18 protein-coding genes, 1 rRNA gene and 1 pseudogene are annotated in these 21349 nt (G+C 72.7%); 12 read left to right on the top strand and 8 right to left on the bottom strand.

The features are described 5' to 3' along the window. Positions 1-186 precede the first annotated feature (186 nt). The 3 genes and pseudogenes from rrf (at position 187) to ACZ4MH_RS33240 (ending at position 2826) form a co-directional block, all read left to right on the top strand. Positions 187-303, top strand: a 5S ribosomal RNA gene (gene rrf / locus ACZ4MH_RS33250). 579 nt (positions 304-882) lie between these two features. Beyond that, a pseudogene (locus ACZ4MH_RS33245) lies at positions 883-1842 on the top strand (hypothetical protein); the annotation flags it as partial. Between the two features lie 93 nt (positions 1843-1935). After that, positions 1936-2826 (top strand): tetratricopeptide repeat protein, encoded by an 891-nt coding sequence (locus ACZ4MH_RS33240; RefSeq protein WP_351599352.1) that lies wholly within the window; start codon positions 1936-1938, stop codon positions 2824-2826. Between the two features lie 136 nt (positions 2827-2962). On the opposite strand, the gene ACZ4MH_RS33235 is transcribed toward ACZ4MH_RS33240, so the two are convergent. The 5 genes from ACZ4MH_RS33235 to ACZ4MH_RS33215 all read right to left on the bottom strand — a co-directional run bounded on the left by ACZ4MH_RS33235 (position 2963) and on the right by ACZ4MH_RS33215 (position 9709). Then, positions 2963-4789, bottom strand: coding sequence for an IucA/IucC family protein (locus tag ACZ4MH_RS33235; RefSeq protein ID WP_351599351.1), 1827 nt, complete (start codon positions 4787-4789; stop codon positions 2963-2965). Then, positions 4786-5397: a GNAT family N-acetyltransferase gene (locus tag ACZ4MH_RS33230; RefSeq protein WP_351599350.1), complete on the bottom strand. Its 612-nt coding sequence runs from the start codon at positions 5395-5397 to the stop codon at positions 4786-4788. Before ACZ4MH_RS33230 ends, ACZ4MH_RS33235 begins: the two co-directional genes overlap by 4 nt. Next, on the bottom strand, positions 5394-6716 hold the full coding sequence (locus ACZ4MH_RS33225) for a lysine N(6)-hydroxylase/L-ornithine N(5)-oxygenase family protein (RefSeq protein WP_351599349.1): 1323 nt from the start codon (positions 6714-6716) through the stop codon (positions 5394-5396). Before ACZ4MH_RS33225 ends, ACZ4MH_RS33230 begins: the two co-directional genes overlap by 4 nt. A gap of 20 nt (positions 6717-6736) precedes the next feature. Beyond that, entirely contained in the window at positions 6737-8287 is a 1551-nt protein-coding gene (locus tag ACZ4MH_RS33220; RefSeq protein WP_351599348.1) for a pyridoxal phosphate-dependent decarboxylase family protein, read from the bottom strand. A 165-nt stretch (positions 8288-8452) separates the two neighbouring features. Then, on the bottom strand, positions 8453-9709 hold the full coding sequence (locus ACZ4MH_RS33215; RefSeq protein ID WP_351599347.1) for a DUF1015 domain-containing protein: 1257 nt from the start codon (positions 9707-9709) through the stop codon (positions 8453-8455). Positions 9710-9818: 109 nt separating this feature from the next. Here ACZ4MH_RS33215 and ACZ4MH_RS33210 point away from each other — a divergent pair, with 109 nt between their 5' ends. Then, a complete protein-coding gene (locus ACZ4MH_RS33210) occupies positions 9819-10844 on the top strand; it encodes an HAD-IIA family hydrolase (protein WP_351599346.1) in 1026 nt (341 codons plus the stop codon). Positions 10845-10902: 58 nt separating this feature from the next. On the opposite strand, the gene ACZ4MH_RS33205 is transcribed toward ACZ4MH_RS33210, so the two are convergent. Next, on the bottom strand, positions 10903-11772 hold the full coding sequence (locus tag ACZ4MH_RS33205) for a siderophore-interacting protein (RefSeq protein WP_351599345.1): 870 nt from the start codon (positions 11770-11772) through the stop codon (positions 10903-10905). Positions 11773-11843: 71 nt separating this feature from the next. Then, positions 11844-12872: an ABC transporter substrate-binding protein gene (locus ACZ4MH_RS33200; protein WP_467754840.1), complete on the bottom strand. Its 1029-nt coding sequence runs from the start codon at positions 12870-12872 to the stop codon at positions 11844-11846. 65 nt (positions 12873-12937) lie between these two features. Here ACZ4MH_RS33200 and ACZ4MH_RS33195 point away from each other — a divergent pair, with 65 nt between their 5' ends. The 3 genes from ACZ4MH_RS33195 (at position 12938) to ACZ4MH_RS33185 (ending at position 15938) form a co-directional block, all read left to right on the top strand. Beyond that, complete coding sequence (locus tag ACZ4MH_RS33195) at positions 12938-13981, top strand: FecCD family ABC transporter permease (RefSeq protein WP_351599343.1); 1044 nt, start codon at positions 12938-12940, stop codon at positions 13979-13981. Continuing rightward, a complete protein-coding gene (locus ACZ4MH_RS33190) occupies positions 13978-15042 on the top strand; it encodes a FecCD family ABC transporter permease (RefSeq protein ID WP_351599342.1) in 1065 nt (354 codons plus the stop codon). The genes ACZ4MH_RS33195 and ACZ4MH_RS33190 overlap by 4 nt, the downstream gene beginning before the upstream one ends. A gap of 92 nt (positions 15043-15134) precedes the next feature. Then, a complete protein-coding gene (locus ACZ4MH_RS33185) occupies positions 15135-15938 on the top strand; it encodes an ABC transporter ATP-binding protein (RefSeq protein ID WP_351599341.1) in 804 nt (267 codons plus the stop codon). Between the two features lie 38 nt (positions 15939-15976). On the opposite strand, the gene ACZ4MH_RS33180 is transcribed toward ACZ4MH_RS33185, so the two are convergent. Further along, positions 15977-16327 (bottom strand): sterol-binding protein, encoded by a 351-nt coding sequence (locus tag ACZ4MH_RS33180; protein ID WP_351599340.1) that lies wholly within the window; start codon positions 16325-16327, stop codon positions 15977-15979. Between the two features lie 71 nt (positions 16328-16398). Between ACZ4MH_RS33180 and ACZ4MH_RS33175 the strand changes: the two genes are divergently transcribed. The 5 genes from ACZ4MH_RS33175 to ACZ4MH_RS33155 all read left to right on the top strand — a co-directional run bounded on the left by ACZ4MH_RS33175 (position 16399) and on the right by ACZ4MH_RS33155 (position 21280). After that, on the top strand, positions 16399-16722 hold the full coding sequence (locus ACZ4MH_RS33175; protein WP_351599339.1) for a hypothetical protein: 324 nt from the start codon (positions 16399-16401) through the stop codon (positions 16720-16722). A 7-nt stretch (positions 16723-16729) separates the two neighbouring features. Beyond that, positions 16730-17545, top strand: a complete 816-nt coding sequence (locus ACZ4MH_RS33170; protein ID WP_351599338.1) for a TlyA family RNA methyltransferase — start codon at positions 16730-16732, stop codon at positions 17543-17545. A 56-nt stretch (positions 17546-17601) separates the two neighbouring features. Continuing rightward, positions 17602-18525, top strand: coding sequence for an NAD kinase (locus ACZ4MH_RS33165; protein WP_351599355.1), 924 nt, complete (start codon positions 17602-17604; stop codon positions 18523-18525). Positions 18526-18764: 239 nt separating this feature from the next. Continuing rightward, positions 18765-20492 (top strand): DNA repair protein RecN, encoded by a 1728-nt coding sequence (gene recN, locus ACZ4MH_RS33160; protein ID WP_351599354.1) that lies wholly within the window; start codon positions 18765-18767, stop codon positions 20490-20492. Next, positions 20489-21280, top strand: a complete 792-nt coding sequence (locus ACZ4MH_RS33155) for a hypothetical protein (protein ID WP_467754839.1) — start codon at positions 20489-20491, stop codon at positions 21278-21280. Before recN ends, ACZ4MH_RS33155 begins: the two co-directional genes overlap by 4 nt. Positions 21281-21349 lie beyond the last annotated feature (69 nt).

The following is a 21349-nucleotide window of genomic DNA, read 5'->3' as shown; positions in this document are numbered from 1 at the left end:
GGTTGATAGGCCAGATATGGAAGCCCGGTAACGGGTGGAGTTGACTGGTACTAATAGGCCGAGGGCTTGTCCTCAGTTGCTCGCGTCCACTGTGTGGTTCCCGGGTTGCGAACAGTCGCACCGGTTGAACCAAGTTTCACTTCATTTAACTGAAGAGTGTGCTTGTTCGCTCGAACCCGATAGGGTTTCGGTGGTCATAGCGTTAGGGAAACGCCCGGTTACATTCCGAACCCGGAAGCTAAGCCTTTCCGCGCCGATGGTACTGCAGGGGGGACCCTGTGGGAGAGTAGGACGCCGCCGAACAATCTTTCAGGACCCTTGGTCCCAGCGTTCATGCTGGGACCAAGGGTCCTTTTTGTTTTGCCGAAGCGCGCCGAACTGGTCGGTGCGTGAGAATGACCAGCAGTACCGAAGACAGGAGTCACGTCGATGTCCACCAACTCTCCCGACGACCGATCGGAGCGCCAGCCGCGCTGGCGCGATGGTGGTGACCGGCGCGACTCCCGTCGTGATGACCGGGGGCCGCGTCGCGATGACCGCGGCAGCCGTCCCGGTGGCGCGGGTGCCGCGCGTGGCGCCGGAGGCGCCGGCGGCGGTTATGGCCGTCGTGACGACCGCGGTAACGAGCGCGGCGGCGAGCGGGGCGGCTTCCGTCGCGACGACCGTGGCGGCGAGCGCGGCGGGTTCCGTCGCGACGACCGCAGTAACGAGCGTGGTGGCGACCGCGGTGGGTTCCGGCGCGACGACCGCGGTGCGGACCGGCGTGATGACCGTCGTGACGACCGGCCGCGTGGTCCCCGTCGCGAGGACGACCGCGGTGGCGACCGCGGCGGTGACCGCGGGGGCTTCCGTCGCGATGACCGCGGCGGCGAGCGGGGCGGTTTCCGCCGTGACGACCGCGGCGCGGACCGCGGTGGCGACCGTGGCGGTTTCCGTCGGGACGACCGCAGCAACGACCGTGGTGGTGAGCGCGGCGGCTTCCGCGGTGCGGATCGCGGTGCCGACCGTGGTGGGTTCCGCCGTGACGACCGGCGTGATGACCGGCCGCGTGGGCCGCGTCGCGAGGACGACCGTGGCGGGTTCCGCCGCGATGACCGCAGCAACGACCGTGGTGGCGAGCGGGGCGGCTTCCGCCGCGATGACCGTGGTGCGGACCGGCGTGATGACCGGCCGCGTGGTCCCCGTCGCGAGGACGACCGCGGTGGCGACCGCGGCGGTTTCCGTCGCGATGACCGTGGCGGCGAGCGGGGCGGTTTCCGCCGTGACGACCGCGGTGCGGACCGCGGTGGGTTCCGTCGCGATGACCGTGGTGCGGACCGGCGTGATGACCGGCCGCGTGGGCCGCGTCGTGAGGACGACCGTGGCGGGTTCCGTCGCGACGACCGCAGCAACGACCGTGGTGGCGACCGCGGCGGCTTCCGTCGCGACGACCGTGGCGCGGACCGGCGTGATGACCGTCGTGACGACCGGCCGCGTGGCCCCCGTCGCGAGGACGACCGCGGTGGCGACCGCGGCGGGTTCCGTCGCGACGACCGTGGCGGCGAGCGCGGCGGCTTCCGTCGTGACGACCGCGGTGCGGACCGCGGTGGTGACCGCGGTGGTGACCGCGGCGGTGACCGGGGTGGCTTCCGCCGGGATGACCGTGGTGGTGACCGCGGGGGCTTCCGTCGTGACGACCGCGGCGGCGAGCGCGGTGGGTTCCGTCGTGACGACCGGCGTGACGACCGCGGCGGTGACCGTGGTGGGTTCCGTCGCGATGACCGTGGCGGCGAGCGCGGCGGGTTCCGGCGTGACGACGACCGTGGTGGGCGTCGGCCGTACGGGCAGGGCCGGGACGACCGGCGTGATGACCGCCGGGACGACCGTCGGGACCGGGAGCCGATCAAGCGGCTGCCGATTCCGGACGACGTCACCGGTGACGAGATCGACAAGGACGTGCGGCAGGAGCTGCTGAGCCTGCCGAAGACGCTCGCCGAGGACGTCGCGCGGAACCTCGTGATGGTGGCGAAGCTGCTGGACGAGGACCCCGAGCGGGCGTACGAGTACTCGCGTATCGCGCTGCGGCTCGCGTCCCGCGTCGCCGCCGTCCGCGAGGCGGCCGGCTTCGCCGCGTACGGCTTCGGCAAGTACAGCGAGGCGCTGGCGGAGTTCCGGGCGGCGCGCCGGATGACGGGCAGCGCGGAGCTGTGGCCGGTGATGGCCGACTGCGAGCGCGGCATGGGCCGGCCCGAGAAGGCCCTCGCCATGGCCGGCGAGCCCGAGGTGCAGCGGCTGGACAAGTCCGGGCAGGTCGAGATGCGGCTGGTCGCGGCGGGTGCCCGGCGCGACATGGGCCAGGCGGACGCCGCCGTCGTCACGCTGCAGAGCCCCGAGCTGGCGTCCAACGCGGTACAGCCGTGGACCGCGCGGCTGCGCTACGCGTACGCCGACGCGCTGCTGGAGGTCGGCCGCGAGGAAGAGGCGCGCGAGTGGTTCGCGAAGGCGCTGGAGGCCGACCAGGGCGGTACGACGGATGCGTCGGACCGGCTGGCGGAGCTGGACGGCGTGGAGTTCACGGACGCCCTGGCGGACGAGGACGAGACCGACGAGGACGAGGCGGTTGACGGTGGCACCAACGCCGTCGCCAAGGCCGAGGACGAGGACGCGGAGGAAGGCGACACCAAGACCGAGGAGGTCGAGGAGGCCGTCGAGGCCGACGAGCCCGCTCCCGCCGCCCCCGTAGTCCCCACCTTCTCCGACGCCGAGGCCAAGGCCGAGGCCGACGCCAAGGCCAAGGCCGAGGCGGGCGAAGTAACCGACGAGGACGCGCCGGACGCGGACAAGTAAGCGCGGACGCTTAAGCGCTGCGCTGCGCAGCACCGCACCGCACAGCGAAGAGGGCGGGATCCCATAGGGATCCCGCCCTCTTGCGTTTCCGGTCGCCCGCCCCGGACCGTCGAAGCGGGCGGCCGTCACCGCGGTGTCACGCCACCGCGGTCGTCTCCGTGGCCGTGGCCGTGTCCGGGCCGAAGCGGGCGATCGGGTTGCGCAGGTTGCCGATCAGCTGGAGGGCGCCGGCCGGGTCCTGGAGGTTGACCATCTCCTTGTTGTTGCGCAGCTGGAGACGGTTCAGGCAGGAGAGCGCGAACTCCTCGGCGAACATGTCGTACTGGGCGAACTTGTCCGCGAGTTCGGGCGCGGACGCCTGGTACTCGGTGACGCACTCCGCGACCGTGCGCCAGAAGGTCTCCTCGTCGACCAGGCCCTCGGTGACGAGGATGCCGTTGAGGAAGCGGAAGAAGCAGTCGAAGACGTCGGTGAAGATCGACAGGAGCTTCTTGTCCTCGGGGACCTCGGCGCGGATGCGCTCGACGGCCGGGGGGAGGACCGCGTCGGGGTCCATCACCGCGATCTCCTCGGCGATGTCCTTGTAGATCGCGCGCTGCACGACGCCGTTCTCGATGACGAGGATGACGTTCTCGCCGTGCGGCATGAAGACCAGGTCGTAGGCGTAGAAGCTGTGCAGGAGGGGCGTGAAGTACGCCTTGAGGTACCGGCGCAGCCACTCGACGGCGCTCAGGCCGGACTCGCGCATCAGCGCGCCCGCGAAGGAGGCGCCGTCGCGGTCGGTGTGGAGGAGGGAGGCCATGGTGGCGAGGCGCTGGCCCGGTTCGAGCGTGGGCACCGGGGACTCGCGCCAGAGCGCGGCGAGCATCTTGCGGTACGGGGAGCCCTTGGTGGTGGCCTCTTCGTACTGGCGGTGGTGGTAGCCGATGGCGGCGCGCTCGCGGATGATCGTCAGGCCGGTGCCGCGCAGGACCGGGTCGCTCTCGATGAGGCCGGCCAGCCAGTCGTTGATGGCGGGCGTGGCCTCCATGTACGCGGCGGAGAGGCCGCGCATGAAGCCCATGTTGAGGACCGAGAGTGCCGTTTTGACGTAGTGGCGCTCGGGGTTGCTCGTGTTGAAGAAGGTCCGGATGGACTGCTGCGCGAGGTACTCGTCGTCACCGGGGCCGAGGCAGACCAGGCGCTGCTGGGCGACCTCGGCGGCGAAGGTGACGGAGAGCTTGTTCCACCACTGCCAGGGGTGGACGGGGAGGAGGAGGTAGTCGGCGAGGTCCAGGCCCTGCTCGGCCATCACCGAGGCGAAGCGGGAGAGCGTGGGCTCGCCGAGCTCCGCGTGCATCAGGGCCTCGTAGTCCAGGCCCGCGCCGGCGGTGAAGGTGGCGCGGTCGCGGCGCGCTGCCAGCCAGATGAGCTGGATCGGGGCCGCGGCCTCGGGGGCGTACGCGCTGTATTCGTGGATGCCGAAGCCGAGGCGGCCGTTGTTGGCCACGAAGCAGGGGTGGCCCTCGGTCATGCCGGTCTCGATGTCCTGGAAGTCGGCCTTCGCGAGCTCGTCGGCCGGGACGTGGTCCTTGGTCAGTTTGTACGCGGTGCCGGAGAGGGTGGAGCTGATCTCTTCCAGGTAGACCGGGAGGATCTCGTCGCTGAGGCCGAGCGCGTCGCGCAGTTCGATGAAGAACTCGACGGCGTCGAGGGGGAGATCGGTGTCCTCGCGGTGCCGGGTGATCGAGTCGGCGTCGATCTGCCAGTGGTCGAGGGTGAGGACCTGGGCGGCGAAGCGGTACTCCACGGTGCCGTCGTCGCTGCGGACGGAGTAGCGGCCGTCCAGCATCGGGCGGGGGGTGAGGAGGCGTTCGTGGGTGAACTCGGCGAGCGCCTTGCGTATGAGGAGGCGGCCGGCCCGGTCCCACAGGTCGGGGGTCAGGTGGGCCACGGCGTCGCGGGGGGTGGTGGCGGCGTTCATCGGGTGGTCACTCCTATCGCCGCAAGGTACTGCTCGCGGGTGCAGGTGCTGAGGTAGGCGTCCTTCTCCGGCTTGGCGATCTTCCGGACGATCTCGAAGCCGACGGCTTCGTTGAGGGCCTGGACGGCCTTGTTGTGTACATCGGGCTCGACGACGACGCGGGCGGTGGCCGGGTCCTCGAAGAGCATCGCCATGACGGTGGTGATGACGGCTCGGGTGAAGCCGTGCACGGGGGTGTCGCTGGGCGCGGTCAGGAAGTGCATGCCGACGTCGCCCGGCTCGGGGTCGTAGAGGCCGACCAGCTCGACGTGGGCCGGGTCGTACCGCTCCATGAGGAAGGCGGGGCGGCCGTTGTGCAGTCCGATGAACGCGTCGTGGTGCTCGGCGGCGGAGATGCTCATGTACTCGCGCTCCACGTCGGGGAGCGTGGCGTCCTGCATCATCCAGAAGGACGCCTTGGGGTGGGTGACCCAGCCGTGCAGCAGCTCGGCGTCCTGCAGGGGGTCGAGCGCGCGGACGGCGAACTCGCCGAGCGCGGGGTCGGTACGGGTGAAGAGGATGCCGCTCTGCGCGCCGTCGCTCTTCGTGCTGCCGTTGATGTTGCTCATCGGACGATGCCTTCCGGTGCTCCGAATTCCTGGAACGCGATGGTCTTCTCCACGGCGTAGGGCTGGCGGCCCAGCATTTCCGCGATGATGTACGCGTTGCGGTAGGGACCCATGCCCAGGTCGGGCGAGGTGATGCTGTGCGTGTGCACGCCGGCGTTCTGCAGGAAGACGCCCTGGCCGCTGTGGTCGACGCTGTAGTTGCGGGCGACGTCGAAGCGGCCCTGGCCGTCCAGGCGGATGCGGTCGGCGACCGGGGCCAGGAAGTCCGGGGTGGTGTAGCGGTAGCCGGTGGCGAGGATCAGGCCCTGGGTCTCCAGGGCGAAGTCCCGCTCCTGCTCCTCGTGGCGCAGGTCCAGCGTGTACGTGCCGGTGGTCTCGTCGTACGACGCGTCGTTCAGCGCGGTGTTGGTGAACAGCCGGGCCTGGACCGGGCCCTTGAGGTTCTTCTGGTAGAGCAGGTCGAAGATCGCGTCGATGAGCTCCGAGTCGATGCCCTTGAAGAGGCCCTTCTGCTCGGACTCCAGGCGGTAGCGGGTGGCCTCGGGGAGCGCGTGGAAGTAGTCCACGTACTCGGGGGAGGTCATCTCCAGCGTGAGCTTGGTGTACTCCAGCGGGAAGAAGCGCGGGGAGCGGGTGACCCAGTTGAGCTTGTAGCCGTGGACGTCGATCTCGGAGAGCAGGTCGTAGTAGATCTCCGCGGCGCTCTGGCCGCTGCCGACCAGGGTGATCGAGTCCTTGGCCTGGAGGGCTTCCTTGTTCGGCATGTAACGCGAGTTGTGGATCAGGTCGCCGCCCAGGTCCCGGCAGGACTCGGGGAGGTGGGGCGGGGTGCCGGTGCCCAGCACGAGGCGGCGGCCGCGGTGGGTGCGCCGCTCGCCGGTCGCCAGGTCGGTGCCGTGGACGAGGTACAGCTCGTCCCGCTCGTCGTACTCGACCGAGGTGACCCGGTGGCCGAAGCGGACGCTGCGGAGTTTCGCGGCGGCCCAGCGGCAGTAGTCGTTGTACTCCTCGCGCAGCGGATAGAAGTTCTCGCGGATGTAGAAGGAGTACAGCCGGCCCGATTCCTTCAGGTAGTTCAGGAAGGAGTACTCGGAGGTGGGGTCGGCGAGGGTGACCAGGTCGGCCATGAACGGGGTCTGGAGGTGGGCGCCTTCCAGGAACATCCCCGAGTGCCACTCGAAGTCGGGCTTGGACTCCAGGAAGAGGCCGTCGAGTTCGGCGAGCGGTTCGGTCAGGCAGGCCAGACCGAGGTTGAACGGCCCGAGGCCGATGGCGATGAAGTCGTGTACAGATGTGGCGTGCGGGGCGTTGGTGGGCACGGTGTCTCCGGTGGGGGCGGTCAGTGAGCGCTGGTGAGTTCCGGCGTGGCCTCTTCGGCGAGGCGGGAGCCGGCGTGCTCGGCGATCAGATCGAGCACCGTGGCGATGTCGCCGAGGGTGGTCTCGGGGTTGAGCAGGGTGAACTTGAGGTAGTGGCGGCCGTCGACGACGGTGGAGGCGATGACGGCCTCGCCGGAGGCGGCGAGCGCCTCGCGGGCGTGGAGGTTGATCCGGTCGACGGTCTCGGGGTCCGTGTTCCGGTCCGGTACGTAACGGAAGACCAGGGTGGAGAGCGTGGGGCGGGTGACGACCTCGAAGCGGTCATCCGTATCGAGGAGGCGCCAGCCGTCGGCGGCGCGGTCCACGACGTCGTCGAAGAGCTCGCCGACCTGGTCGGCGCCCATGATGCGCAGCGTCATCCAGAGCTTGAGCGCGTCGAAGCGGCGGGTGGTCTGGAGCGACTTGTCGACCTGGTTGGGGATGCGCTTCTTCGCCATCCGCTCCGGGTTGAGGTAGTCGGCGTGGTACGTGACGTGCCGCAGGGTGGTGCGGTCGCGGACGATGACGGCGCTGGAGCTGACCGGCTGGAAGAAGGACTTGTGGTAGTCCACGGTGACCGAGTCGGCGTTCTCGATGCCGTCGAGGTAGTGGCGGCGGCGGGAGATCAGCAGTCCGCAGCCGTACGCGGCGTCCACGTGCATCCACACGCCTTCGCGGGCGCAGAGCGCGGCGATCTCGGGGAGCGGGTCGATGGAGCCGAAGTCGGTGGTGCCCGCGGTGGCGACGACGGCCATCGGGATCAGGCCCTCCTCGGCGCACCGGGTCAGCTCCTTCTCCAGGGCGTCGGTGCGCAGCCGCTTCTCCTCGTCGACGGGGATCGCGATGACGGCGTCGGGGGTGAGGCCGAGGAGGGTGGCGGACTTCTCGATGCTGAAGTGGCTGACCTGGGAGGTGAGGATGCGCAGCCGGGTGCGGATCTCGGTGTCGTCCAGGTGCGGGTGCGCTTCGCGGGCGAGGCTGCGGGCCTCGTCGCGGGCGAGCAGCATGGCCTGCAGGTTGGACTGGGTGCCGCCGCTGGTGAAGACGCCGTCGGCGTCCTCGCCGAAGCCGATGCGGCCCGCGGTCCACTCGATGAGGCGCTGTTCGATGAGAGTGCCGCCGGCGCTCTGGTCCCAGGTGTCCAGGGAGGAGTTGACGGCGGAGAGCACGGCCTCGCCGACCACGGCGGGGATGACCACCGGGCAGTTGAGGTGGGCGAGGTAGCGCGGGTGGTGGAAGTAGACCGCGTCGCGGAGGTAGATGTCCTCCAGCTCGTCCAGGGCCGCCGCGGGGTCGCCGAGCGGTGTCTCCAGGTCGATCCCGCGCACCGCGGGCGCGAGCCGGTCCGCGGTCATGCCGGTGAAGGGACGGTCCGTCGCCGCGAGTTTGGCGGCCACCCGGTCGACTCCGTCGCGTACCGCGTCGCGGTAGTACTGGACGGTGGCGTCGTTGAGCAGGTGGTCCTTGCTGCCGGTGAGGGCGGAGGCAGGGGCCTGCGACGGGTCCTCGGCGGTGGGCGCGAGGAAAGTCATGAACGTGTCCTCCCTGGTACGGGCGTTGCCCGCGCGGGACGGGTGGGGAAAACCCCCGGCCCGTCGACTTGGTGAGGTAAGCCTAACCTAACCCGATATCGGTGTGGGCAGGGGGTGTCCAGGGAAGGGCGCGCGGGGCGTTCCAGGAGGGCTCGGGGCGGCGCCTCAGTCGTCGTCGAGCGTGCGCAGCACCAGACCCGTCGCCGGCTTCGGGCCGAACGAGGTGGACTTGCGCGGCATCGTCACGCCCTGCGCGGCGATCAGACGGACCGTCTCCTCGTCGACGGCCCGCATCAGGACCGCCGTACCGCCGTGCTTCGCGGCCTGTTCGAGCGCCGCGTCCGTGTCGTGGATGTAGCGGATGCCCTCCGGGTGGTCCGGAATCCGCCACACCTCGTCCAGCAGAACGGAGTGCAGAACGGTGGCATCCAGCCGCCGCCACGCCTCCGGCCGGTCCGTACGGATCGCCCGCGCCAGCAGCCGCGGATCGGGGCTGTCCAGCAGCCGGAAGGAGTCCGGGCCCGAGGCGAGCAGGAAGGCGTTGCCCTGCGCCGCGTCCAGCGCTTCCAGCGCCGTGGGCAGCGGCCCGGGCACCTCGCGCGCGCGGAAGGCGCCGTCCAGCTCCGCCAGCGCCCGCTCCAGGGGCAGATGCGGCAGCACGCGGTGGATGGCCCGCACCCGCAGCGGGTAACGGGCGGTGTCGACCAGCAGCACCAGGCCGCGCGACCAGGCCGAGGCGGTGCTGCCCCCGCGCTCCGCGGCGAGCCGCTGGTACGTCGCCCAACGGTGATGCCCGTCCGCGATCAGCGCCTGCCGGGCCGACAGATCCGCGTCCACCGCCGCCAGTTCGGCCGGGTCGGTCACCGCCCACAGCCGGTGCGCGAAGCCGTCCTCGGTCGTGGTGGCCAGCAGCGGCGGCCGCCGCGTGGTGCGCTCGATCACCGCCGTGGCGCCGCTCGCCGTCCCCTCGCCCCGGTACGAAAGCAAAAGCGGCTCGAAATTTGCGGCCGCGGTACGCATCAGCGCGGCCCGGTCCTCGACCACCTCGGCGATCACGTCCTCGTGCGGCAGCACCGGCCCGTCCAGCCCCAGCGCCCCGATGATGCCGCGCTGCAGCACATCGCCCCTGCGCTGCTCGTACACGTACAGCGCGGGCTGCGGATCGGGCGCCAGTACCCCCTCGGCGCGCCAGCGGGCGAGCGTGTCGGCGGCCTTGCGGTGCCGGGTCGCCGGGTCCACGGCGTGCGGCAGGATCAGCCGGACGATGTTGTACGGATCGGCGGTCTCCAGGTGCCGGACGCCGTCCGGCCGGACCACCACGTCGTACGGGGGCGAGGTGACCGCGGTGAGACTGCTCACCCGGTGGGGTGCGTAGCGCAGTCCGCGAAAGGTGTCCAGGCGCAGGCCGTCGGTGCTGGTCATTGGCAAATGCTATGCCGGTCGGGGCGGTGAGGGATGATCGGGGGAGAAGCGCAATGCGGCGGGAAAAGGCCGTTTGCGCGCGGTATGGATGGTTAAGGAGCTGGACGGCATGGACGAGCGGGTGCGGACGCGGCCGGAGGGCAGCGAACGGACGCTGAGCGAGGCGTACGACACGGCGCTGCTGGACCTGGACGGCGTCGTCTACGCGGGCGGGTCGGCCATCCCGTACGCCGTGGAGTCGCTGACCACCGCGCGGGACGGCGGGATGCACCTGGCGTACGTGACGAACAACGCGGCGCGCACCCCCGACACCGTGGCCGGGCAGCTGACCGGGTACGGCCTGCCCACGGAGGCGGGCGACGTCGTCACCTCCGCGCAGGCGGTCGCCCGGCTGATCGCCGGTCAGGTGCCGGACGGCGCGAGGGTGCTGGCGATCGGCGGTGAGGGGCTGAAGGTCGCGCTGCGCGAGCGGGGGCTGGTGCCCGTGGACTCGGCCGAGGACGACCCCGCCGCCGTGGTGCAGGGCTACGACCCCAAGCAGAACTGGGAGCAGCTGGCGGAGGCGGCCTACGCGGTCGGCCGCGGCGTGCCGTGGTTCGCGGCCAACACCGACCTGACGATCCCGAAGGAGCGCGGCATCGCACCGGGCAACGGCGCGCTGGTGGAGGTCGTACGGATCGCCACCGGCGGCACGCCGCAGGTCGCGGGCAAGCCGCAGCCGCCGATGCACCGCGAGACCGTGCTGCGCACGGGGGCGAAGCGGCCGCTGGTGGTGGGCGACCGGCTGGACACCGACATCGAGGGCGCGTTCAACGGCGGCGTGGACTCGCTGCTGGTGCTCACCGGCGTGACCACGCCGGCCGAGCTGCTCGCCGCGCCGCCGCAGCACCGCCCCACGTACGTGGACGCCGACCTGCGCGGCATCCTCGGGCCGCAGCCGGAGGTGGCGGCGGCGGACGGCGGCTTCCGGTGCGGTGGCTGGGTCGCCTCGGTGGCCGAGGACGTGCTCGTACTCGATGGCGAGGGCTCCCCTCTGGACGGGCTGCGGGCGCTGTGCGCGGCGGCCTGGACGGCGGCCGGGGACGGCCGGTGCACGGCCGAGGCGGGGAAGGCGCTGGCGCGCCTCGGGCTGTGAACGGACCGCTGTAGGCAGGGGAAAGGGGCCCGTCCGGCGGACGGGCCCCTTCGTGCGCTCAGTTCCGCGCGGCGGCCGTGAGCTCGGCCAGCAGCTGTTCCTCGCTGGCGCCGCGCCGCCAGTAACCGGTGAATTTCACGGCCCTGCGGTCGAAGCCGCGCTCCTTGACCAGGTGCCGGCGGAGCGCCTTGACGGTGCCGGACTCGCCCGCGATCCAGGCGTACGGCGTGCCCTCGGGCAGCTCGGCGGCGCCCACCGACGCGAGCATCCGCTCGGTACGGTCGGTGGCCGACTCCTCGCGCACCAGCCAGGTGATGTCGGCGTCGGCGAAGGAGGGCAGCTCCTGGCGGTCCGCCGCGTGGCCCACCTCGATCCACACCTTGGCCTTGGTGCCCGGGGTGAGCCAGGCCAGGATGTTGGCGATGGCCGGCAGGGCCGTCTCGTCGCCGCTCAGCAGGATCCAGTCGGTGCCCTGCGGCGGGCGGAAGTCCACGCCGCCGTTGTCCTCGACGACCGGCCCGAGCACGCTGACCCGGTCGCCGGGCACGGCGTTCGCCGCCCACCGCCCGGCCGGTCCCGAGGTCCCCTCCTCCGCGCCGTGCAGCGCGAAGTCCACGTCCAGCTCCGGCTCCGGGTCCTGGCGCTGCGCGCGGACCGTGTACGTCCGCATGATGCTGCGCTCGGCCGGGTCCTGCCCGCGCCACGCCGCGTACCAGCCGTCGCCCTGGTCGTCGAAGACCGGGACGGTCTGGTGCTCCCGCGGGAAGAAGAGTTTCACCCGCTGGTCGCGGCCGCCGGTCAGCAGCTCCGAAAGGCGCGCGCCGCCGAAGGTGATCCGGACCATCGAGGGGCCGAGCCGGCGGGTGCGCACGACGTGCAGGTCGAAGAAGCGGAACGGGGCGGTGGCGGGGGCGGCGGTCGTGGTCATGCGGGGAAAAACCTCCCTTGAGTGGAGTTGCGGGGGGCCGGCCGCGGGGCACGCGGCCGGCCCCCGGCGCGTCAGCTGACCTTCTTGGCGTCCTCGATGGCCTTGGCGAGGCCCTCGACGAGCGGGGCTGCGCCCGCGTAGGAGAAGCGGGGCTCGCTGGACCAGGGGGCGATCTGGTCCGCCTTGACGGCGGGCAGCTTCGCCCAGGCGGGCTTGGCGGCCAGCGCCTTGGGCTGGAGGGTGGCGGTGCGGTTGTCGAGCAGCAGCACGTCCGCCTGGTACTTGTCGGCGTTCTCCCAGCTGAGGGACTCGAAGTAGCCGCCCTTGTCCAGGTGGTCCGGGACGATCAGGTCCACGCCGAGGGACTTGAAGTACATGAGGTCGGCGTTGATGCCCGGGTTGGAGGCGTAGAAGAGGTCGGGGCTGCCGGAGCAGGCGAGCACCTTGACCGGGTTGGACTTGGCGGCCTTGCGCAGCCGTTCGGCGGCCTTCTCGAAGCGGGCCTTGGCGTCGGTGACCTTCTTGGCCTTCAGGTCGGCGCCGAGGGACTCCGCGAGTTCGGCGTACCGCTCGATGATCTTCACCATCGGGGTCCGGGAGGAGGTGATCGCGACGCTCTTGGCGAGCTTGGTGATCTTGTCCTTGCTCTCGTCCGGCACGAACCACAGAGCGCCCGGCTCGTACATGTTCGTCACGAGCAGGTCCGGGGCGAGCCCGGCGTACTTCTCGACGTTGAACTGCCCGTAGGCGTTGCCGATGATGGTGACCTTGGAGATGTCGAGGTCACCGGCCTGCGGGTCGGGCTTGCCGTTCTTCAGCTTGGTGGGGCCGAAGACGCCGACGATCTGGTCGTCGATGCCGAAATCGTGCAGCGCGGCGGCGGTGCCGGTGAAGGCGACGATGCGCTGTGGCACAGTCTTCAGGGAGACCTTCTTCTTGCGGTCGTCGGTGAAGCTCCAGGGCCCGCCCTTGCTTCCGCCGCCGGCCGACCCCGAGCTCTTCTCGCTGCCGCACGCGGCGAGCAGGGCGCCGACGCCGACGGCCCCGCCGGCCGCCAGCAGGCCGCGTCGGGACAGGGAAGGTCTGGGGGACATGCTCATAGGGACGCACTTCTCTCTGGGGAGGCACCTGAGTGGGCAACGGAGGTTAGGCTAACCTAAACGGCGTGTTGGTCGACAGCCCCCCTGAAGCAGCCGCCGCGCCCGTGGTGCCCCGACGACGGCAGGCCACCCGCTCCGCGGGACTCCTCGCCGCCCTCGGCATCCTCGCGGTCATCACCGTCCTCGGTATCGCCGTCGGCTCGAAACAGATACCGGTGGCCGACGTCTGGCACGGCGTCATGCACTACTCCGGTACCGACACCGACGTGATCGTCCGCGACGTCCGGCTGCCCCGCACCCTCCTCGGTCTGCTCGCCGGCGCGGCCCTCGGCCTCGCCGGCGCCGTCATGCAGGCGCTCACCCGCAACCCGCTCGCCGACCCCGGCGTCCTCGGCATCAACGCCGGGGCCTCCGCCGCCGTCGTCACCGCCATCAGCTTCTTCGGCGTCACCTCCCTCACCGGGTACGTGTGGTTCGCCTTCCTCGGCGCCGCCGCCGTCTCCGCCGCCGTGTACATCCTGGGCGGCACCCGCAGCGCCACGCCCGTACGGCTCGCGCTCGCCGGTACCGCCCTCACCGCGGCCCTCACCGGCTACCTCAACGCCGTCGAGCTGATGGACACCGCGTCCCTGGACAAGATGCGCTTCTGGACGGTCGGTTCGCTTGCCTCGGCGACCATGCCCACCGTCGCGAAGATCGCCCCCTTCATCGCGGCCGGCGTGCTGGTCGCGCTGCTCGTCGCCCGGCCGCTGAACGCCGTCGCGCTCGGCGACGACCAGGCCCGCGCGCTCGGCGCCCGGCTCACCCGCACCCGCGTCCTCGCGATGGTCGCCGTCACCCTGCTGTGCGGCGCCGCCACCGCCGCCTGCGGGCCGATCGTCTACGTCGGCCTGATGGTGCCGCACGCCGTCCGCGCCATCACCGGCCCCGACATGCGCTGGATCCTGCCGTACTCCGCGGTCCTCTCGCCGGTGCTGCTGCTCGGCGCCGACATCATCGGCCGGATCGCGGCCCGGCCCGGCGAGCTCCAGGTCGGCATCGTCACGGCCGTCATCGGCGGCCCGGTCTTCATCCATCTCGTACGGCGACGGAAGATGGCACAGCTGTGAGCACTCCCACCAAGACCTCCGCGCGCCCGGCCGTGCGGGCCCTGCGCACCGCCGGCGGGCTGTCGGTACGGCTGCACTCCAGGGCCGTACTGGCGGGCCTCCTGCTGCTCCTCGTGGCGCTCGCGGCCGGCGTCCTGCTCATCGGCACCGGCGACTACCCGATGTCCTTCGGGGACGTCCTCACCACCCTCAGCGGCGGCGGCAACCCGGGCCAGGAACTGATCGTCAACGACCTGCGGCTGCCCAGGGTCCTGGTCGCGCTGCTGGTCGGCGTCTGCTTCGGGCTGGCCGGCGCGGTCTTCCAGACCGTCACCCGCAACCCGCTCGGCAGCCCCGACGTGCTCGGCTTCGCACAGGGCTCCTCCGTCGGCGCCCTGCTCGTCATCGTGTACCTGCAGGGCTCCACCGTCGCCATCGCGATGGGCGCGGTGGCCGGCGGCGTCCTCACCGGCGTCATGATCTTCCTGCTCGCCTGGCAGCGCGGCGTGCACGGCTACCGCTTCGTCCTCGTCGGCATCGGCGCCGCCGCCATGCTCTACGCCATCGTCCTGTACCTGATGACCAAGGCGAACATCGTCGAGGCCACCCGCGCCACCACCTGGATGACCGGCTCCCTCAGCGGCCGCGACTGGGACCAGGTGTGGCCGCTGGCCGCGGTCTGCGTCGTCATGGTCCCGGTGATCGTGCTGTGCGGCCGGCCGCTGGCCATGCTGGAGATGGGCGACGACTCGGCCGCCGCGCTCGGCGTGCGGACGGGCCGCGTCCGCATCGTCGCGCTGCTGGCCGCCGTCATCCTGACCGCGTCCGCCACCGCCGCCGCCGGACCCATCGCCTTCGTCGCGCTCACCGCGCCGCAGCTCGCCCGCCGCCTCACCCGCGCCACCGGCCCCAACCTGCTGCCCTCGGCCCTCATGGGCGCGGTCCTGCTGGTCCTCGCCGACCTCCTCTCGCAGCGGGTCTTCGGCGCCGACCAGATCCCGGTCGGCGTGGTCACCGGCGTACTGGGCGGCGGCTATCTGCTGTGGCTGCTGGCCAATGAGCGCAAGGCGGGCCGGGTATGACCGCCCCGACCCCGGCCGCTGTGCCGCCCCCGGGCGGCCCGGCCGCCACCACCCCGCAACCGACCGGCCGTACCACCCCCAGGAGAGCCGAAGTGAGCCGTCTCGCGGCGCAGAACGTCACCCTCGCCTACGACCAGCGGGTCATCGCCGAGCAGCTCTCGGTCGACATCCCGGACAATTCCTTCACGGTCATCGTCGGCCCCAACGCCTGCGGCAAGTCCACCCTGCTGCGCGCCCTCTCCCGGATGCTCAAGCCGCAGGCCGGCTCCGTCCTGCTGGACGGCTCCTCGATCTCCTCGCAGCCCGCCAAGAAGGTCGCCCGCACCCTCGGCCTGCTCCCGCAGTCCTCCATAGCCCCCGACGGCATCACCGTCGCCGACCTGGTCTCCCGCGGCCGGTATCCGCACCAGGGGCTGCTGCGCCAGTGGTCCGAGGAGGACGAGCGGATCGTCCAGGAGTCGATGGACGCCACCGGCGTGGGCGAGCTGGGGGAGCGGTACGTCGACGAGCTCTCCGGCGGCCAGCGGCAGCGGGTCTGGATCGCCATGGCCCTCGCCCAGCAGACCCCGCTGCTGCTCCTGGACGAGCCCACCACCTACCTCGACATCCAGCATCAGATCGAGGTACTGGACCTCTGCGCCCAGCTGCACGAGGAGCAGGGCCGCACGCTCGTGGCGGTACTGCACGACCTCAACCACGCCGCGCGCTACGCCAGCCACATCATCGCCCTGCGCGACGGCGAGGTCGTCGCCGAGGGCGCCCCGGCCGACGTGGTCACGGCCGACCTGATCGAGCGGGTCTTCCGCCTCAAGTGCCAGATCATCGACGACCCGGAGACCGGCACCCCGCTGATCATCCCGGCGGCGCGCACACCCCGTAAGGCCGCGGCGGTCTGAGGCGGCCGGGGCGGTCCGAGGCGGCGGGGACGCGGGCCCTACAGCAGCGACCGCAGCCGCAGGAGGTCCCGGAAGCCGGCCTCCAGCTTCACCCGGCCGCTGCCCCACGCCCGCGCGAAGTGCAGCTCGCCGTCGACCAGCGCGACCAGGTCGTCGCCGGTCATGGCGAGCCGGATCTGCGCCTTGTGCGGCGGTGGACCCGGTACGGCGGTCACGTCCGTGAGGGTGCCGTCGGCCAGCCGCCCCACGAACGTGGTGTCCAGGTCGGTGATGCGGCAGCTCAGCGAGCGGTCCAGGGCGGCGGCGCCGCGCACGGAGCCGTCCGCCGACGCCGAGAGGTTCTGTGCCAGCCGGTCCAGGGCCGCTCGGCACTGTTCGAGGGAAGCCATCGCAAGGACGATACCCAGCTCAGGCCGTCCAGTCCGCCGATGCGCCACCGGTTCGCGGTAGCGTCGGGGGCATGGAAGAGCCGAACCCCGGCGCCGCGTGGCCGGAAACGGACCCCGAAGCCGCCGCGGCACCCGACGAGTCCGCCCGGGCCGACGCCCCCGACGCGCCCCCGGAGGAGCCCGCGGGCCCGCGGCCGCTGGGCGTCGCGGTCACCCCGACCGGGCACCCCGAGGTGGACGGCCGGCTGGCCCGGCTCGGCGACGCCGACCACCTCGCCGTGGGCGGCCACCTCGCCGTGTACGAGGATGTGCACCGGGGGCTCCGCACCACGCTGGCCTCCTTGGACCAGCAGCCGGGGCCCCGCCCCGGAGCACCGAACGACAACAGGAGCTGAACCCCAGGTGGCAGGTGTGGCACGACGCCGACTCGACGCGGAGCTGGTGCGCCGCAAGATGGCCCGCTCCCGCGAGCACGCGAGCCAGCTGATCGCCGCGGGCCGGGTGACGGTCGGCGGCCAGCCGGCGAGCAAGGCCGCCACCCAGGTGGAGACCAGCGCCGCGCTGGTCGTGCGCGAGGACGCGAACGACCCGGACTACGTCTCGCGCGGCGGCCACAAGCTCGCCGGCGCGCTGGCCGCCTTCGTACCGAAGGGCCTGAAGATCGAGGGCCGCCGGGCGCTGGACGCCGGCGCCTCCACCGGCGGCTTCACCGACGTCCTGCTGCGCGCGGGCGCCGGGCACGTCGTCGCCGTCGACGTCGGGTACGGACAGCTCGCCTGGTCGCTGCAGAGCGACGACCGGGTCACCGTCAAGGACCGCACCAACGTCCGCGAACTGACCCCGGAGCAGCTGGACGGCGTCCCCGCCGACATCGTCGTGGGCGACCTCTCCTTCATCCCGCTGGGGCTGGTGCTGCCCGCGCTGGTCCGCTGCTCGGCGCCGGACGCGGACCTCGTGCTGATGGTCAAGCCGCAGTTCGAGGTCGGCAAGGAGCGGCTGGGCAGCGGCGGTGTGGTGCGCAGCACGCAGCTGCGGGCCGAGGCGGTGCGCATGGTCGGGGAGCGCGCGGCGGAGCTCGGACTCGGCGTACTGGGCGTCACCGCGAGCCCCCTGCCCGGCCCGTCGGGCAACGTCGAGTACTTTCTGTGGCTCCGCGCCGGTGCGCCTGCCCTGGACCCGGCGGATGTCGAGCGTGCAGTGGCGGAGGGGCCGCGTTGACCACTTCTGGAACGTCCGAAGCACCGCAGGAACCGCAGGGACCGCAGGCCGGGGCGGTGTCCGCGCCCGCGCCCGTGCCGCTCGCCGGCAAGGGCCGCACGGTCTTCCTGCTCGCCCACACCGGCCGCCCCGCGGCCGTCCGCAGCGCCGAACTGGTCGTCCAGGGGCTGCTGCGCAGCGGCATCGGAGTACGGGTGCTGGCGGCCGAGGCCGCGGACCTGCCGCTGCCGGACTCCGTCGAGCAGGTGGCGACCGAACAGTGCGCGGCCGAGGGCTGCGAGCTGCTGGTGGTACTGGGCGGCGACGGCACCCTGCTGCGCGGCGCCGACTTCGCACGGACCTCCGGCGTCCCGATGCTGGGCGTCAACCTCGGCCGGGTCGGCTTCCTCGCCGAGGCCGAGCGGGACGATCTGGACAAGGTCGTGGACCGGGTGGTGACCCGCGCCTACGAGGTCGAGGAGCGGATGACCCTCGACGTCCTGGTCCGCAACAACGGCACCGTGGTGCACACCGACTGGGCGCTGAACGAGGCGTCGGTGGAGAAGGCCGCGCGGGAACGGATGCTGGAGGTCGTCACCGAGGTCGACGGCCGCCCGGTGTCCCGCTTCGGCTGCGACGGCGTGGTCTGCGCGACCCCGACCGGGTCGACCGCGTACGCCTTCTCGGCCGGCGGCCCGGTGGTCTGGCCGGAGGTCGAGGCCCTGCTGATGGTCCCGATCAGCGCGCACGCGCTCTTCGCCAAGCCGCTGGTCACCTCCCCGGAGTCGGTCCTCGCGGTGGAGGTCCAGCCCAAGACGCCGCACGGCGTCCTGTGGTGCGACGGCAGCCGCTCGGTCGAACTCCCCGCGGGCGCCCGCGTCGAGGTCCGCCGCGGCGCGATCCCGGTCCGCCTGGCCCGCCTCCACCACGCCTCCTTCACCGACCGCCTGGTCGCGAAGTTCGCCCTCCCGGTGGCGGGGTGGCGGGGGGCGCCGCACTAGTCCTCAGCGGACGGCGCTTGCCGGGGATTCGGGGACGGCGCTTGCCGGGGATTCGGGGCTTTGCCCCGGATCGCCCTGCGGGCTCTTCCTCAAGCGCCGGACAGGCTTGATTCGGCTGAGCCCGTCCAGCGACGGAAGCGGCTGGAGAGGCCGCGGCCCGAGAAAGATCCGGCGGCCTTGGGGGGCGGCCGTCGCCACGCGGCCCCCGGACCTCGTATGGTCGTACCGTGTTGGAGGAGATGCGGATCCGGTCCCTGGGCGTCATCGATGATGCCGTCGTCGAGCTGTCACCCGGTTTCACGGCGGTGACGGGCGAGACGGGCGCGGGCAAGACCATGGTCGTCACCAGCCTCGGCCTGCTGCTCGGCGGGCGCGCCGACCCCGCGCTGGTACGGATCGGCGCCAAAGCGGCCGTCGTGGAGGGCCGCATCACGGTCGGCCCCGACGCGCCGGCGGCGGTCCGCGCCGAGGAGGCCGGCGCCGAGCTGGACGACGGGGCGCTGCTGATCAGCCGTACCGTCTCCGCCGAGGGCCGCTCCCGCGCGCACGTCGGGGGACGGTCCGTACCGGTCGGGCTGCTGGGGGAGTTGGCGGACGACCTGGTCGCCGTGCACGGCCAGACCGACCAGCAGGGCCTGCTGCGGCCCGCCCGGCAGCGCCAGGCCCTGGACCGCTACGCCGGGGACGCCGTCTCCGTACCCCTGGAGAAGTACACCGCCGCGTACCGCAGGCTCCGCGACGTGGCCACCGAGCTGGAGGAGCTGACCACCAAGGCGCGCGAGCGCGCCCAGGAGGCGGATCTGCTCCGCTTCGGCCTGGAGGAGATCTCCGCCGTCGAGCCGCAGGCCGGCGAGGACACCGAGCTGGCCGCCGAGGCCGAGCGGCTCGGCCACGCCGAGGCGCTGGCCTCCGCGGCGGCCGTGGCGCACGCGGCGCTCGCGGGCAATCCGGAGGACCCCGAGGGCGTCGAGGCGACGACCCTGGTCGCCGGGGCGCACCGCGCGCTGGAGGCGGTACGCAGCCACGACGCGGCGCTGGCCGGGCTCACCGACCGGCTCGGCGAGATCGGCATCCTGATGACCGACGTGGCCGGCGAGCTGGCCAGTTACGCCGACGGGCTGGACGCCGACCCGCTGCGGCTGGCCGCCGTCGAGGAGCGGCGGGCCGCGCTGACCGGGCTCACCCGCAAGTACGGCGAGGACATCGCGGCCGTACTGGCCTGGGCCGAGGAGAGTGCCGCGCGCCTGGCCGAGCTGGAGGGCGACGACGACCGGATCGGCGAGCTGACCACCGAGCACGACGCGCTCCGCGCCGAGCTGGGGGAGCTGGCGCAGGCGCTGACCGACGCGCGCACGGCGTCGGCCGAGCGGTTCGCCGCCGCCGTCACCACCGAGCTCGCCGAACTGGCCATGCCGCACGCCCGGGTGAGCGTGGAGATCCGGCAGACCGAGGTCGCCGAGGACGCGGACGGCGTGGAGGTGGGCGGCCGGAACGTCGCCTACGGTCCCGCCGGCGCCGACGAGGTCGAACTCCTGCTGGCCCCGCACCCCGGCGCGCCGCCCCGCCCGATCGCCAAGGGCGCCTCCGGCGGTGAGCTCTCCCGCGTGATGCTCGGCATCGAGGTGGTCTTCGCCGGCTCCGACCCCGTGCCGACCTACCTCTTCGACGAGGTGGACGCGGGCGTCGGCGGCAAGGCCGCGGTCGAGGTCGGCCGTCGGCTGGCCCGGCTGGCCCGTTCCGCGCAGGTCGTGGTCGTCACCCACCTCCCGCAGGTCGCCGCGTTCGCCGACCGCCAGCTGCTGGTCGAGAAGACCAACGACGGCTCGGTCACCCGCAGCGGCGTCACGGTCCTGGAGGGCGAGGACCGCATCCGCGAACTCTCCCGGATGCTCGCGGGCCAGGAGGACTCCGAGACGGCCCGCGCGCACGCCGAGGAACTGCTGGAGACGGCAAGGTCCGGCCGGTGAGCGGTGCATTGCGGGCGCGGCTCACGGCGCTGCTGACGGCGGCCGGAGTGGCCCGGACCGCGTACGAGGGGCTGCGGCGGCGGCCGCCGGGCGGTACCGAGCCGTGGAGGCGCAAGAACCACGCGGGTCGCAGTGTGGACCTGTTCGGCGGACCGGCGGCAGCCGTGGGCGCCGCGGCAGCCGTCGCAGCCGCGCCCGGACTGCCCGGCCGGGCCCGTACCGCGGGCACGCTGGCCGTACTGGCGGCGGGCGGCTGCGGCGCGTACGACGACGTGGCGGGCGCGGGCGATCACCGACGCGGCTTCCGCGCGCACCTGTCCGCATTGCGGCGGGGCGAGGTCACCAGCGGCGCGGTCAAGCTCTTCGGCATCGGCGCGGCCGGCCTCGCGGCGGGTGCCGTCCTGAAGGACCGCCCGGCCGACAAGGTGCTGGCGGGCGTGGTGATCGCGGGCTCGGCCCACCTGGTGAACCTGGTGGACGTGCGCCCCGGCCGGGCGGCCGCCGCCGTTCTCGCCCTCGGCGCCCCCGGGCTGCTGCGGCGCGGGCCGGGCGCGGCGCTCGCGGCAGCCCCGGTGGGCGCGGCGGCGGCGTTGCTCGCGGACGACCTCGGCGAGCGCACCATGCTCGGCGACACGGGCGCGCACGCCCTGGGCGCGGCACTCGGCCTCGCGATCGTCGCGGCGAACGGCCGGGCCGGGCTGCTGGCCCACGCCGCCGCGCTGACCGCCGCGGCGGCCTCGGGGGACGGCGTCAGCCGCGCCGCCGCGGGGGGCGTGCTCACGGGGTAGCGTGCCGGGGCCGCCGGGGACCGGGGGGCTGACGGAGACGGCGGAGTCGGCCGGGCCTGCCGACCGCCG

The organism is Streptomyces sp. NPDC026301, from assembly GCF_055567935.1.
Note: the sequence above shows the minus strand (reverse complement) of the source record. Positions and strands in the feature narration are given on the sequence as shown.